Here is a 13,229-nt window from a genome sequence, read left to right as displayed (position 1 = left end):
CACACCACGGGAGTGCTCAACGATGAGTTCCAGACCCCGTCGCGCGGTCCGCCGCGCGCTGACCGCGATCCTCCCCGTCGCCGCCCTGCTCGCCCTCGCGGCATGCGGCAGCGGGGCCACTCCGGCGGCCGACTCGACGCAGGCGGGGGCGCCCGGCTCCCCCGGCCTGACGGCGGCCCGCGCAGCCCTGGCGAAGTACTCCGAACGCCCGGCCACGATCTCCGTGACCGAGCCCGTGGGCAAGGCGATCCCCCAGGGCAAGAAGATCGACTTCATCCTCTGCGGCGTCCAGTCCTGCAAGGACCTCGCCGGCTTCTTCACCGAGGCCGCGGAGGAACTCGGCTGGCAGGTCAAGCAGATCGCCACCCAGGGCACCCCGGAGTCCGTCCAGGCCGCCTACGAGCAGGCCGTACGCGACAAGCCGGACGCCGTCGTCGCCTCCGGTTTCCCCCGTGCCGTCTACGCGAAGCAGCTGGCGCAGCTGAAGGCGGCCGGCATCCCCGTCATCCAGTCGAATGCCGACGACGTGACGGGCGAGGGCGTCTCCCTCCTGAAGAACGGGCCGAAGGACGTCGGCGTCCAGGGCGAGATGCTGGCCTCATGGGTGGTGTCGAACAGCGGAGCCAAGGCGGACACCGTCTATTTCGATCTTCCGGCCTACACGATCCTCAAGCCCGTCAAGGACTCCTTCGCGGCCAAGTACAAGGAGTGGTGCGACGGTTGCGCGCTCGACAACGTCGACGTGCCGATCACCGCGGTGGGCAAGGACATGCCGGACCGCGTCGTGTCCTACCTCCGGTCGCACCCGAAGGTGACCCATGTCGTCTTCTCCCTGGGCCTGCTCAACGTGGGTGTGCCGGCCGCGCTGAAGACCGCCGGCATCACCGGCAAGCGCATTGTCGTCAACGTCGGTGACGCGCAGAACTACCAGTACATCGAGGGCGGTCTCACCGACGGCGCGATGGCGCTGAACTCGCACGAGACGGCCTGGCTCCAGGCCGACGCACTCGCCCGGCACTTCACCGGCGGGACCATGGCCGTGGACCAGAAGGCGGCGCTGCCCAACATGCTCGTCACCAAGGACAACCTGCCCTCGGCCGACGGCGACTTCCCGATCGTCGAGGACTACGAGAAGCAGTTCAAGGCACTGTGGGGACTGAGTTGACCGGGCCGGTGCTACGGGTGGCCGCCCTGTCGAAGAGATTCGGCGGCACCCAGGCGCTGAAGGACGTCGACCTGGAGGTCATGCCCGGCGAGATCCACGCCCTGATCGGGCCCAACGGCTCCGGCAAGTCGACCCTCATCAAGATCCTCGCCGGCTACCACCACGCGGAGCCCGGTGCCGTCGCCGAACTCGACGGCGAGCCCTTCGGCCTCGGCCAGGTCACGGCATCCCGCCACGAACGGCTCCGCTTCGTCCACCAGGAGCTGGGGCTGGTGGGCGAGTTGAGCGCCATCGACAACCTCGCGCTCAGCCATGGTTTCGCCCGCACGGCCTTCGGCAACATCCGCTGGCCGGAGATGGAACGGCGGACGAGCGCCCTCGTCGAACGGTTCGGCCTCGGCATCGACGTGCGCAGGCCGCTGGCAACGGCGACCCCGGTCCAGCGCACGGTGGTGGCCATCGCCGCCGCACTGCAGGGCTGGGAGGGCCGCCGCGGGGTCCTGGTGCTCGACGAGCCCACCGCCGTGCTTCCGCCCGGCGAGGTGGCCCGCCTCTTCGACATCGTGCGGGAGGTCCGCGACGCCGGCGCCGGCGTGCTGTACGTCTCGCACCGGATGGACGAGATCTTCGCTCTGGCCGACCGGGTCACCGTGATCCGTGGCGGACGCCGGATCACCACCCGCCCGGTCGCCGAGCTCACTCCGCGCGCGCTGGCGGAGCTGATGGCGGGCGAGGAGATGGAGACCGCCCACCGTCCGGCGCCCCCTTCCGGTTCTGCCGACCCCGTGCTGGAGGTCCGCGACCTGTGGGCCGGGCCACTGCGGGGAGTCGACTTCGACCTGGTCAGAGGCGAGCGCCTGGGCATCACCGGTCTGGTCGGCTCCGGCCACGAGGTCGTGGCGTACGCGGTGTGCGGGGCCCATGCCGGGCGGGTGAGCGGCAGGCTCCGGCTGCCGGAACGCTCCGAGCGGTGGACCGAGGCGCGTGAGGCACACGGCCTGGGCCTTCCCCTGGTCCCGGCGGACCGGGCGGGCGAGGGGGTGATCGGCGACTTCTCGGTCGGCGAGAACCTCACGCTGCCGCTCCTGGACCGCCTGCGCTCCCGCTCCGGGCGGCTGCGCCGGCGCCGCGAGTCCGCCCTGGCGCAGGACTGGATACAGAGGGTCGGGGTGCGTACGGCCGGACGCGGGGCCCGGATCACCACGCTGAGCGGCGGCAACCAGCAGAAGGTCGTCATGGCCCGCTGTCTGGCCGGGCGGCCGCCGGTGCTGGCGCTGTGCGAACCGACGGCGGGCGTGGACATCGCCACCCGTCTGCAGCTGTACGACCTGATAGAGCGTCAGGCCGAGGAGGGCATGGGCGTCCTGGTGTCCTCCTCCGACACGCAGGACCTGCTCGCGCTGTGCACCCGCGTCCTGGTGGTGCGGGACGGCCGGATCGCACGGGAGATCAGCGGCCGGGACATCACCGAGCCCGCGCTCGTGCACGCCATGGAAGGAACCGAGTGACATGAGCCCTGGAAGGAACCCAGTGACATGACGTCCACCCCGACCCGGGCGGCGGAGGTCCCGCCGTCCGTACCGGAGAGGTCCCCGGTGTCCGCCCCGGGGAGACCGGGCCGACGGGCGGCGGCCGCCCTGTCGTTCCGGAACATCGGCGCCGTGTATGTGTGGCTGGTCATCGTCGTGCTCTTCACCGTCTGGGCGCCGGACACGTTCCCGACCGTCATCACGGTCAAGCAGGTGCTGAACGGCAACGCCGTGGCAGGCCTGGTAGCCCTCAGTGTCGTACCACCGCTGGCCGCACGCGTCTTCGACCTCTCCATCGCCTTCACCATGTCGCTCACCAGCGTGCTGACGGCGCACTTCATGGTCTCCTCCGGGCTCGGGCCGGGCACGGCCATCGCCCTGGCGATGACCGCCGCGTTGCTGGTCGGGGTCGTCAACGGCATCGTGGTGGTGGTCCTGCGTGTCGACTCGTTCATCGCCACCCTGGCCACCGGTGCGCTGATCCAGTCCCTGATCACCATGGTCACCGACGACAGCTCGATCACCGGTGTGCGGCTGCTCGCCGAGCCGTTCGCGAGCATCGCCCAGCTGGACGCCGGCGGCATCACCCTGCCGGTGCTGTATCTGCTCCTCGCCGCCCTCGCCATCTGGTTCCTGCTGGAACACACCGCCACCGGACGCCGGTTGTACGCGACCGGGTTCAACGCCGACGCGGCCCGGCTGCAAGGGGTGCGCACCGACCGGCTGCGCTTTCTGACCCTGGTGGCCTCCGCGCTGCTCTCCGGTTTCGCCGGCGTCGTCTTCACGGCCTCGGTCGGCTCCGGATCGCCGACCGCGGGCACTCCGTACCTGCTGTCGGCCTACGCCGCCGCCTTCGTCGGGGCGACCCAGTTGCGCGCGGGCCGCTTCAACGCCTTTGGCACGGTCCTCGCGGTCCTGCTGCTCGGCACCGGCATCACCGGACTCGGGCTCGCCACCAGCGCGCAGTGGGCCGCGAGCCTGTTCACCGGCTCGGTCCTCATCGTGGCGCTGGTCCTCACGGGGGGCCGGATCGCCCTGCCCGCCGTTCTGCGCCGCCGGGCGGGGACCCGTCCGGAGACAACCACCCGCAAGGAGGTCCGATGATGAAGGCCGTTCAGTACCGACGGGTCGGGCACGCCCCCGAGGTCGTGGAGGTCCCGGTGCCGGAACCCGGCCCGGGCCAGGTGCTGCTGAAGGTGACGGCGGCGGGGCTCTGCCACTCCGATCTGGCGGTGATGGGCTGGCCCGAGGAGCAGTTCCCCTACGCGCTGCCGATGACACTCGGTCACGAGGGCGTCGGCACGGTGGCGGCACTGGGCGCCGGCGTCACCTCCGTGACGGAGGGCGAGGCGGTGGCGGTGTACGGCCCGTGGGGCTGCGGGCGCTGCCACCAGTGCGCCGAGGGCAAGGAGAACTGCTGCCCGCGCGCCGCCGGGCTCGGCATCCTGCCGCCGGGGCTCGGCTCACCCGGTGCCCTGGCGGAGTACATGCTGGTGGACTCGCCCCGCCACCTGGTGCCGCTGAACGGACTCGACCCCGTTCAGGCGGCACCCCTCACGGACGCCGGGCTGACCCCGTACCACGCGATCCGCAGGTCCCTGCCGAAGCTGCTGCCCGGCAGCACGGCGGTGGTGATCGGCGTCGGCGGTCTGGGGCATCTCGCCGTACAGCTGCTGCGCGCGCTGACCCCGGCCCGGGTGGTCGCCCTCGACGTGAGCAAGGAGAAGCTGGAGCTGGCACGCGAAGTCGGCGCGCACGAGACGCTCCTCTCCGACGGCGAGGCGGCCGCACAAATCCGCGCGCTCACCGGCGGTACCGGAGCGGAGGTCGTCCTGGATTTCGTCGGGGCCGAGGCGACCCTGGCCGTGGCCGCCGCCTCGGTGGCGGTGGCGGGCGATGTCACTGTCGTCGGCCTCGGCGGGGGCACGCTGGCCGTCGGCTTCGGGGGCGGGCTGCCGTTCGAGGTGTCGGCCTCCTTCCCCTACTGGGGCAGCCGGAGGGAGCTCATGGAGGTCCTTGAGCTCGCACGCCAGGGTCTGGTGTCGTCCCACGTCGAAATCTTCACGCTGGAACAGGCGCCCGAGGCGTACGAGCGCCTGCACGCCGGGGAGATCGACGGCCGCGCGGTGGTGCTGCCGCACACCTCGTCGCCTCACTCGCTGTAAGGGCTGCTCGCGGTCGCCTTCAGCCAGTGCATGGACGTCAGGCGGACGGCGAAGTACACCGCGGCCACGGCAGCGGCGATGTGCAGGGCGTCCGCTGCCATGTACTGCATCACCGCGGCTCGAATCTCCGTGAGGGTCTCGGCGCTCTTGTATCGCGACGCGGCGTACCAGTCGAACAGCGTGCTGGACACGAGCAGTCCCCACCACAGGTTCACGGGCCAGATCGATGCCCGGTACGGCTCTCCCTCGGCAGGCAGGGGTGTCGCGGCACCCCACATGTCGACGGCGATGCGGTACGGCAGCCAGAAGTTCGCCAGTGGGATGAGCCAGCCGCCGATCGCCCAGCCCGGACCCTTATGGAACCGATCGGGTGCCAGGAGCCCGGTGTTGCGTCGCGTCCAGAAGAACCAGGCGACGAAGAGGACCGCGCAGGGAAGGTACACGATGCCTTGAGCGTTGCCGGCTGTCTGGTACAGCGAGTAGGCGGCGTCCAGCCCTTGCCGGGGAGCGGCGGCAAATCCATGGTCCTCGTCGATGAGCAGGTAGATCCGGGCTCCGGCGAAGACGGCGAAGAGATCGCTGAGGGCGACGATCGCGAGCGCCGCCGACGCCGCGGCCAGCAGTCCGCGCGCCGAGCGTGGTGTTCCGCTCGGCAGCATGCGACGCGGACGGAGTTCATTGGATGCAGACATGACGGTGCCCCCCACGGGCGGAGAAGGAAAAGGCCCGCGAAGAGCGCGCGCGGAGGAACGGTACGCCTGACGGGAGGTCCCGTCCATGACAATCCGCAGGTCGGACGGACGGGCTGGACCCTGGGTAGCCCCCGGGCGCCCCCCCCAGCGCCCACGCCACAGCCCGTGCCTCACCGAGCCGGGCTTCGCGCGCCCACCGTCCGCTCCACACAGCGCCCGAGCACCGTCAGGAACTCCGGTGTCTCCCAGGGCCCCACGTCCACGCGTCCGGTGTCGTCCACGCCGAGGTCCTGCATGTCGTACCGGCCCCGGCAGTGGCCGAGGGTGAAGTAGCAGACTTCGCCGAGGCCGTGCCGCTTGAGGTACAGCACCGGCCGGGGCGCACGGTTGAGGGCCGCCGTGTAGCCCTCGGCGAAACCGCGGCACGGCCCCGTGTACTCGGCGTGCAGCAGTACCTCCAGCTCCCCGTGCAGCTCGCACACGTACAGCTCGTCGGTGACCGTGAACGGCCCGATCCCGGCGACCAGCGGATGGTCGGGCCGGGTCACCCGCACTTCGTACGGCTCGATCGGCGGGTGAGCCAGGAACTGGCTGCCGAGCACCTCCGCCAGTTCCCCGAGGAGCCGTGGAGTCGTGAACACCCGCGGCCCGCCACCGGTCGACGGCTCGATCACCGCGTTGGTGCCGTGCAGGGCGAGCCAGCGCCCGCCCCGCTCGACGAACCGTGCCAGCGCGGCCCGTTGCGCCGGGCGGGGCCGGACGTCGCAGGTGTAGGTGACCAGCAGGTCGGCCCTGTCGAGCGCGGCCACGCAGTCGTAGTCCTGGTACACCGTGGTGCGCACCCGGGGATGCTCGCCGAGCAGCTCCAGCAGCCGCAGTCGCGCGAGGTCGAAGTCGTGCCAGCGGCCGCCGCAGACCAGTACGGCGTCCAGGCGGCCGGCCGGGCCACCCACGGCTCAGTACTGGACGCGGGTGAGCAGCCCGCCGTCCACCACGAGGTTGACCCCGACACAGAAGGAGCCGGTCCGTCCGAGCAGGAACGCCACCGCGGCGGCCACGTCCTCGGCGGTGCCGTAGCGGCCGATGGGCAGCTTGGCGAGTACCTCCTCGTACACCTCGGGGCGGCTGGCGCGGATGGTCTCCCAGGCGCCGCCGGGGAAGTCGATCGGGCCGGGTGAGACGGTGTTGACGCGGATGCCCTTCGGCGCGAGGGCATGGGCGAGGGCCGAGGCGTGCTGGACGACGGCCGCCTTGAGCGCGGAGTAGGAGTTCGCTCCGGCCGGGCGTGCGGTGTCGGAGGCGTTGGTGGTGCCGATGGCCACGACGGCGGCCCGGTCGGAGGCCTCCAGGTGCGGCAGGGCCGCCTCGACGAGTCCCGCGAACGGGATCAGGTCGCCGCGCAGGCTGGCCTCCCAGGACTCGGGGCCCTTCACGTTGCCCGCCGACACGTTGGACACCAGCAGGTCCAGGCCGTCGAGTTCACCGGCCGCCCGCTCCACGAAGCGCGCGAGGGCGGCCGGGTCGGTGACGTCGACCGGCTCCGCGAACACCGTGGCCCCCTCGCCGCGCAGTTCGGCGGCCGCCTTGGCCAGTCCTTCCTCGCCCCGGGCGCACAGGGCCAGTGCGCAGCCCTCGGCCGCGAGGGTTCCGGCGATCGCGCGGCCGATGCCCCGGCTCGCGCCGGTCACCAGCGCCTTCGCGCCTGTCAGTCCCAGATCCATCGATGTCACTCCTTTGTGATTGCCGAAACGGTCCCGGTAGCCCGGTTGCCGAGAAGTCCTTCAGTTGCCGGGGAGCTGCGAGAACGGCGCCCGGTCCGCCCGCGGCTCCGGTGGCAGCTTCAGCACCCGTTCGCCGATCAGGTTGCGCTGGATCTGGTCGGTGCCTCCGGCCAGCCGGTAGCCGGGGGCACCGAGCAGGTGCTGTGTCCAGGCGAAGGTGCCCGGTTCCCCGGTGTCGGCGCTGATACGCGCCCCCATCAGCTCGGCGGCGACCTGACCCGTGCGGGTGAGCAGGTCGGATGCCATGAGCTTGGTCAACGACGCCTCGGGGCCCGGCCGGCCGCCGGACGCGCTCGTCCTGGCGACGCGGTCCACGGTGGCCGCGCGCAGGGCGGCGCGCACGTACAGGTCGGCGAGGCGCTGGCGGACCAGCGGGTCCGAGGTGCGGTCGAGGGAGCGGGCGAGCGCGAGCACGTCCGCGAAGGTGCCGCCCTTGCGGCGGTTGCCGCTGCCGGAGGCGGTCCGTTCGAAGGCGAGGGTGGTGGTGGCGACCTCCCAGCCCTGGCCCCGCCGCCCGATCCGGAGCCGGTCCGGGACGCGTACGCCGCTGAGGAAGACCTCGTTGAAGGAGGCGCCGCCGCTCATCTGCCGGATGGGGCGCACCTCCACGCCCGGGGCGTCCATCGGGACCAGGAAGGCGGTGATGCCGGCCTGTTTGACGACGTCCGGGTCGGTGCGGGCGAGCAGCAGACCGTAGTCGGCGAACTGGGCTCCCGAGGTCCACACCTTCTGGCCGTCGATCACCCACTCGCCCCCGTCGGCCTGCCGGGCGCGGGTGCGCAGGGCGGCGAGGTCGGACCCGGCACCCGGCTCGCTGAAGAGCTGGCAGGCCAGCAGATCGGTGCGCAGGAACGCGCGTGCGTGGTCCCGGAGTTGCTCAGCCGTTCCGAACAGGGAGACGGCCATCGCGACCAGGCGCACGGTGACGCTGATCAGCTCGGTGGAGGGCGGCACTTCGAAGGCGGACTCCTCCTCGGCGAAGACGGCCACGTGGGCGGCGGTCAGGCCCGCGCCGCCCTTGTCCGCGGGGAGGGTCAGCGCCTGGTAGCCGGCGTCGAAGCGGGCCCGCTGATAGGCGCGGCAGCGCTCCAGCAACAGGCGTTCCTCGTCCTCGGGGAGGTTGTGGAACACGGCGAGATCCGCGTCTTCTCCGGCGGACTCCGGCGCCCGCGCCGGTTCGAGCGCGCCGGCCAGCCACTGCCGTACCTGCGCGCGCCATGCGTCCGGATCGGGCTGGGGCATGACTCCTCCTCGGACACTTACCAGACGAAAGATTCAGTAACGGTCGGCGGCGAAGTGCGCTCGCAAGACGCCTTGAGCATGCTGGAATGCCTCCGCTCGGGATCAGAGTGTTCCGCACTTTCTTGATAAACGCTACAGTCACCGCATCACCTCTCCCCTCGATTCGGGAGAGGCCCGATGAGCCGCCGGAGGAGCCATGTCGCTGCTGCCACTCGACCGTCGCGCCCAGGAGACACCCGACGAACCCGCCCTGGCGGACGACCTGGACGTGCTGTCCTGGTCCGGACTCGTCGACCAGGTCGCACGGGCGGGGGTCCGGCTGCTGGAGTTGGCGCCCGGCCCCGACGACCGGATCGCCGTCCTGGGCGACAACGCGATCCCGACACTGGTGGCCCATCTGGCCGGACTGCGGACCGGCGTCGGGACCGTGGCCACGTCCCGGAATCTCACGTCGGGGGAACTCGTCGACCAGATCATCGACGCGGGCGTGACCGCGATCGTCACCGGCCCCGCCGGGGCGGGTGCGGCCCTGGACGCGGCCCGGGAACTGGGCCTGCCGCTGGTGACACACGGAACGCCGGCCGTCGGGCACGCCTTCGACTGGGACCTGTGGCTGGCGGCCGCACCGGCCGGACGCACCGTCCCTGCGGACCGGCCCGCCCGGCCCCCGCTCGTCTACACCTCGGGCACCACCGGACGGGCGCGGGGCACCGAGGTGCGCTGGGTGAGCGGCCCGGTCGCCGACAGCGCCGCCTATCTCGCCGCGATGTCCGCCCGGCCCGGCTTCCCGCCGGGGCCGCACCTGGTGTGCGGTCCACTCCAGCACAACGCGCCGCTGACCTCGCTGCGGCACCTGGCGGCCGGTCAGCCGGTGGTCGTCCTCGGCAGGTACGACGGGGAGACGTTCCTCAGCCGGGTACAGAGGTGGCGGGTCTCCTCGACGGTGATGGTGCCCACCCACTTCCAGCGGCTGCTCGCCCTCCCGGAGGAGGTCCGCGCCCGTTACGACGTCTCCAGCCTGCGGCAGGTGTCCCACACCGGCTCCGCGTGTCCGCCGGACGTGAAGCGGGTCATGATCGAGTGGTTCGGTCCGGTGCTGACCGAGTCGTACGGCGCCAGCGAGGCGGGGACGGTGGCCCGCATCAGCAGCAGCGAGTGGCTGGCGCACCCGGGCTCGGTCGGGCGTGTCCGGGCCCCGTTCGAGGTCCTGGTCACCGATGACGACGGCCGGCCGCTGCCGCCCGGCGAACGCGGACTGCTGGCCTTCCGGGCACCCGACGACCAGGGCGTCCGCTACCACGCGGACCCGGACAAGACCAGGTCCGCCTACCTCTCCCCCGGCGTCTTCACGCTCGGCGACATCGGCTACGTCGACGCGGACGGCTACATCTTCATCACCGACCGGGCCGCGGACGTGGTGGTCTCCGGCGGTGTGAACCTGTACCCGGCCGAGAGCGAGGCGGTCCTGCGGCGGCATCCGGCGGTCGCCGAGGTCGCGGTCGTCGGCGTGCCCGACCCGGACTTCGGCGAGTCACTGCGGGCGCTTGTCGTGGTCGCCGGGGACGAGCCGCCTGCCGATGAGCTGGACCGGTTCTGCCGCGAGCACCTCGCCGCCCACAAGTGCCCGAAGTCGTACGAGTTCGTCCCCGAACTGCTGCGCAACGCGATGGGCAAGCTCGACAAACGCGCGATGCGCCGCCCGTACTGGCACTCCGAACGGACCATCGCCGGCTGAGCCGGGCTCACCCAGTTAGGACCACCCATGACCGAACTCCTCCTCATCCGGCACGGCCTCCCCCTGGCGGGCGTGTTCGACCCCAGGCTGTCGCCGGAGGGCACCGCCCAGGCCGAGCGCCTCGCCGCCTGGCTCGTGCACGAGGACGTCGACGCCCTGTACTCCAGCCCGTACCGGCGTGCCCGCGAGACCGTGGCACCCCTGGAACGCCTCACTGGCATGACCGCCACCGTCCTCGACGACCTGCGCGAGTGGGACACCGACGTGTCCCAGCCCTACATGCCGCCGGAGCAGATCGGCGCGGACGATCCCCGGGCGGCGGCGCTCGCCGAGGGGCGCTACGAGGACTTCGTGCCCGAACTGGACCGGGACGCCTTCCGCGCCCGTGCCCGGCGGGCCATGGACACCATCCTCGACGCCCATCCCGGCGGGCGGGTCGCGGTCGTGTGCCACGGCGGCATCACCAACACCTATCTGGCGACGGTGCTCGGCCTGCCCACGATGTTCTGGTTCCACCCCGACTACACGTCCGTCAGCCGGGTGCGGCGCATGCCCGGGGGCCGGATCGTCCTGCACTCGGTGAACGAGACGGCCCACATGGTCGCCCAACGTGCCGTCGACGCGGTCGCCTGACCCGCCCCACACCCCAGGAGGTCCCGGCATGCCCGGATCCGTCATCGTCGCCGGAGCAAGGACGCCCATCGGCAGGCTGGCGGGTGCCCTGAGCACCGTGTCCGCGGTCGACCTCGGCGCCCACGCCATCGGCGCGGCACTGGCCGCCGTCCGCTTGGACCCGGCGGCCGTGGAAGCCGTCGTCATGGGTCATGTCGTGCAGGCCGGGGCCGGCCCGAACCCGGCACGGCAGGCCGCGATCGGCGCCGGCATTCCGTTCTCCGTCCCCGCGAGCACCGTCAACAAGCTCTGCCTGTCCGGTCTGCACGCCATCGCCCTGGCCGACCTCATGATCACCTCCGGCCGCCATGAGGTGGTCGTCGCCGGTGGCATGGAGTCCATGTCGGACGCCCCGTACCTGCTGCGCGGCGCTCGCACCGGCTGGAAGTACGGCTCGGCCGCGGCCGAGGACGCCCTCGACCGTGACGCCCTGGTCTGCGCCTTCGACGGCGTCTCCATGGGCGCGGCCACCGAGCGCTACCAGCGGCCGTACGGCCTGACCCGCGAGGAGCAGGACGAGTACAGCGCACTGTCCCATCAACGGGCCGCCCACGCCCAGGAGTCGGGCGCACTGTCCGAGGAGATCGCCCCCGTCACCGTGGCGGGACGCCGGGGCGAGATGGTGGTGGACACCGACGAGGGCGTACGGCCGGGAAGCACCGCCGAGAGCCTGGGGCGCCTGAGGACGGCCTTCTCCGACGCCGGCACCATCACCGCGGGCAACTCCTCACAGCTCTCCGACGGCGCCGCGGCCGTCGTCGTGATGAGCGCGGAGCGCGCCCGGTTCGAGGGCCTGACACCACTCGCCGAGATCGGTGCCTACGGCACGGTCGCCGGCCCCGACCCCTCACTGCTCGTCCAGCCGGCCGGCGCGGTCCGCGACGCCCTGTCCCGGGACGGCCGCCTGAAGGCCGCCGACCTGGACCTGTTCGAGATCAACGAGGCGTTCGCCGGAGTGGCCCTGGCCTCCGTACGGGAGCTGGACATCCCTCTCGACAAGGTGAACGTCAACGGCGGAGCGATCGCGCTCGGGCACCCGGTCGGCATGACCGGAGCCCGGCTGGTGCTGACTCTCGCGGCCGAACTGCGGCGGCGGGGAGGCGGCAGCGGAGCGGCGGCCCTGTGCGGGGGCGGCGGCCAGGGCGACGCGCTGTTGCTGCATGTGCCGACCCAGGACTGAACCCGGAGCCGAACCATCATGAACGTCCAACTGACCTCGGTCGACACGACCCTTGTCGTGGCGGCCCGTACCGCCGCCGCCGACGGCGTCGTCTCCCTCACCCTGCGGCGCCCCGACGGCGGGATGCTCCCCGCCTGGACGCCGGGCGCCCACATCGACGTACTCCTGGCCGGAGCCGACGGCGAGAACGGCGATCTGATCCGGCAGTACTCCCTGTGCGGAGACCCGGCCGAACGCGACTCCTGGCAGATCGCCGTGCTGCGCGAGCCGCGGGGCCGCGGCGGCTCCGCGTACGTCCACGACCACCTGCGCGAAGGCGCCGCCGCGCGGGTCCGCGGACCGCGGAACAACTTCCCGCTGCGGCCCGCCGCACGCCACCTGTTCGTCGCCGGCGGTGTCGGTATCACGCCCATCCTCCCGATGGTGGAGGCCGCCGAGGCCGCAGGGGCCGACTGGCGTCTGCTGTACGGCGGGCGCACCCGTACGTCCATGGCGTTCCTGGACCGCCTCGCCCCGCACGGGGACCGGGTACTCGTCCGTCCGCAGGACGAGTACGGCCTGCTGGACCTCGCGGCCCACCTCGGCGTACCCGAAGAAGGCACCCTGGTGCACGCCTGCGGCCCCGAACCCCTGCTTCAGGCGGTGCAGGAACAGTGCGCGGGCTGGCCCCCCGGCACGCTGGGCGTCGAACGGTTCGCCCCGGTGCGGACGGCCGAGACCGGCCCGGCCGAGGCCTTCGAGGTGGAGCTCGCACGATCCGGGCTCACCCTCACCGTGCCGGCGGACCGCTCGATCCTCGAAACCGTGGAGCAGGCCGGTGTCGCGGTCGACTTCTCCTGCCGGGAAGGCACGTGCGGCACCTGCGAGACCGACGTACTCGACGGCAAGCCCGACCACCGCGACTCGCTGCTGACCGAGGACGAGCGGGCCGCCGGCGACACCATGCTCATCTGCGTCTCGCGCTCGTGCGGGACTCGCCTCGTTCTCGATCTGTGACGGTGATCACCTCCAGTAATTTACTAGGACGTCCTAGTATCTCTTCCGCCGACAGTACCCCCGCCCCGTCCG

General features: G+C 72.1%; 12 protein-coding genes. 8 read left to right on the top strand and 4 right to left on the bottom strand.

The genetic code is table 11. The annotated features are described in order from the left end of the window. Positions 1–22: 22 nt before the first annotated feature. From RFN52_RS35480 to RFN52_RS35465, 4 genes are read left to right on the top strand one after another with little or no spacing between them, the layout of a single operon-like run. On the top strand, positions 23–1,165 hold the full coding sequence (locus RFN52_RS35480; RefSeq protein ID WP_184852724.1) for a sugar ABC transporter substrate-binding protein: 1,143 nt from the start codon (positions 23–25) through the stop codon (positions 1,163–1,165). Next, positions 1,150–2,673 (top strand): sugar ABC transporter ATP-binding protein, encoded by a 1,524-nt coding sequence (locus RFN52_RS35475; RefSeq protein ID WP_184852722.1) that lies wholly within the window; start codon positions 1,150–1,152, stop codon positions 2,671–2,673. Before RFN52_RS35480 ends, RFN52_RS35475 begins: the two co-directional genes overlap by 16 nt. A 27-nt stretch (positions 2,674–2,700) precedes the next feature. After that, complete coding sequence (locus tag RFN52_RS35470; protein ID WP_184852720.1) at positions 2,701–3,798, top strand: ABC transporter permease; 1,098 nt, start codon at positions 2,701–2,703, stop codon at positions 3,796–3,798. Next, entirely contained in the window at positions 3,798–4,859 is a 1,062-nt protein-coding gene (locus RFN52_RS35465; RefSeq protein ID WP_184854155.1) for an NAD(P)-dependent alcohol dehydrogenase, read from the top strand. The genes RFN52_RS35470 and RFN52_RS35465 overlap by 1 nt, the downstream gene beginning before the upstream one ends. Here RFN52_RS35465 and RFN52_RS35460 read toward each other — a convergent pair. The 4 genes from RFN52_RS35460 to RFN52_RS35445 all read right to left on the bottom strand — a co-directional run bounded on the left by RFN52_RS35460 (position 4,847) and on the right by RFN52_RS35445 (position 8,574). Further along, on the bottom strand, positions 4,847–5,551 hold the full coding sequence (locus RFN52_RS35460; protein ID WP_229856009.1) for a DUF4328 domain-containing protein: 705 nt from the start codon (positions 5,549–5,551) through the stop codon (positions 4,847–4,849). The genes RFN52_RS35465 and RFN52_RS35460 overlap by 13 nt on opposite strands. Positions 5,552–5,721: 170 nt before the next feature. After that, complete coding sequence (locus RFN52_RS35455) at positions 5,722–6,504, bottom strand: ThuA domain-containing protein (protein ID WP_184852718.1); 783 nt, start codon at positions 6,502–6,504, stop codon at positions 5,722–5,724. A gap of 3 nt (positions 6,505–6,507) precedes the next feature. Continuing rightward, positions 6,508–7,272, bottom strand: a complete 765-nt coding sequence (locus RFN52_RS35450; RefSeq protein WP_184852716.1) for an SDR family NAD(P)-dependent oxidoreductase — start codon at positions 7,270–7,272, stop codon at positions 6,508–6,510. Between the two features lie 60 nt (positions 7,273–7,332). Continuing rightward, on the bottom strand, positions 7,333–8,574 hold the full coding sequence (locus RFN52_RS35445) for an acyl-CoA dehydrogenase family protein (RefSeq protein WP_184852714.1): 1,242 nt from the start codon (positions 8,572–8,574) through the stop codon (positions 7,333–7,335). 196 nt (positions 8,575–8,770) lie between these two features. Between RFN52_RS35445 and RFN52_RS35440 the strand changes: the two genes are divergently transcribed. The 4 genes from RFN52_RS35440 to RFN52_RS35425 are packed head-to-tail and all read left to right on the top strand — an operon-like array spanning position 8,771 to position 13,157. Continuing rightward, positions 8,771–10,309: an AMP-binding protein gene (locus tag RFN52_RS35440; RefSeq protein ID WP_184852712.1), complete on the top strand. Its 1,539-nt coding sequence runs from the start codon at positions 8,771–8,773 to the stop codon at positions 10,307–10,309. 27 nt (positions 10,310–10,336) lie between these two features. Beyond that, positions 10,337–10,942 (top strand): histidine phosphatase family protein, encoded by a 606-nt coding sequence (locus RFN52_RS35435; RefSeq protein WP_184852710.1) that lies wholly within the window; start codon positions 10,337–10,339, stop codon positions 10,940–10,942. Positions 10,943–10,970: 28 nt separating this feature from the next. Continuing rightward, on the top strand, positions 10,971–12,161 hold the full coding sequence (locus RFN52_RS35430) for an acetyl-CoA C-acyltransferase (protein ID WP_184852708.1): 1,191 nt from the start codon (positions 10,971–10,973) through the stop codon (positions 12,159–12,161). An 18-nt stretch (positions 12,162–12,179) separates the two neighbouring features. Beyond that, complete coding sequence (locus RFN52_RS35425; RefSeq protein ID WP_184852706.1) at positions 12,180–13,157, top strand: PDR/VanB family oxidoreductase; 978 nt, start codon at positions 12,180–12,182, stop codon at positions 13,155–13,157. The last annotated feature ends 72 nt before the right edge of the window (positions 13,158–13,229 follow it).

The sequence above is a fragment of the Streptomyces collinus genome (assembly GCF_031348265.1).
Classification (GTDB): Bacteria; Actinomycetota; Actinomycetes; order Streptomycetales; family Streptomycetaceae; genus Streptomyces; species Streptomyces collinus.
Note: the sequence above shows the minus strand (reverse complement) of the source record. Positions and strands in the feature narration are given on the sequence as shown.

Excerpts from the sequence above, each read along its gene's own strand:
- RFN52_RS35480 (WP_184852724.1), top strand. The coding sequence starts at position 23 with ATGAGTTCCAGACCCCGTCGCGCGGTCCGCCGCGCGCTGACCGCGATC.
- RFN52_RS35470 (WP_184852720.1), top strand. The coding sequence starts at position 2,701 with ATGACGTCCACCCCGACCCGGGCGGCGGAGGTCCCGCCGTCCGTACCG.
- RFN52_RS35465 (WP_184854155.1), top strand. The coding sequence starts at position 3,798 with ATGAAGGCCGTTCAGTACCGACGGGTCGGGCACGCCCCCGAGGTCGTG.
- RFN52_RS35460 (WP_229856009.1), bottom strand. The coding sequence starts at position 5,551 with ATGTCTGCATCCAATGAACTCCGTCCGCGTCGCATGCTGCCGAGCGGA.
- RFN52_RS35450 (WP_184852716.1), bottom strand. The coding sequence starts at position 7,272 with ATGGATCTGGGACTGACAGGCGCGAAGGCGCTGGTGACCGGCGCGAGC.
- RFN52_RS35445 (WP_184852714.1), bottom strand. The coding sequence starts at position 8,574 with ATGCCCCAGCCCGATCCGGACGCATGGCGCGCGCAGGTACGGCAGTGG.
- RFN52_RS35440 (WP_184852712.1), top strand. The coding sequence starts at position 8,771 with ATGTCGCTGCTGCCACTCGACCGTCGCGCCCAGGAGACACCCGACGAA.
- RFN52_RS35435 (WP_184852710.1), top strand. The coding sequence starts at position 10,337 with ATGACCGAACTCCTCCTCATCCGGCACGGCCTCCCCCTGGCGGGCGTG.
- RFN52_RS35430 (WP_184852708.1), top strand. The coding sequence starts at position 10,971 with ATGCCCGGATCCGTCATCGTCGCCGGAGCAAGGACGCCCATCGGCAGG.
- RFN52_RS35425 (WP_184852706.1), top strand. The coding sequence starts at position 12,180 with ATGAACGTCCAACTGACCTCGGTCGACACGACCCTTGTCGTGGCGGCC.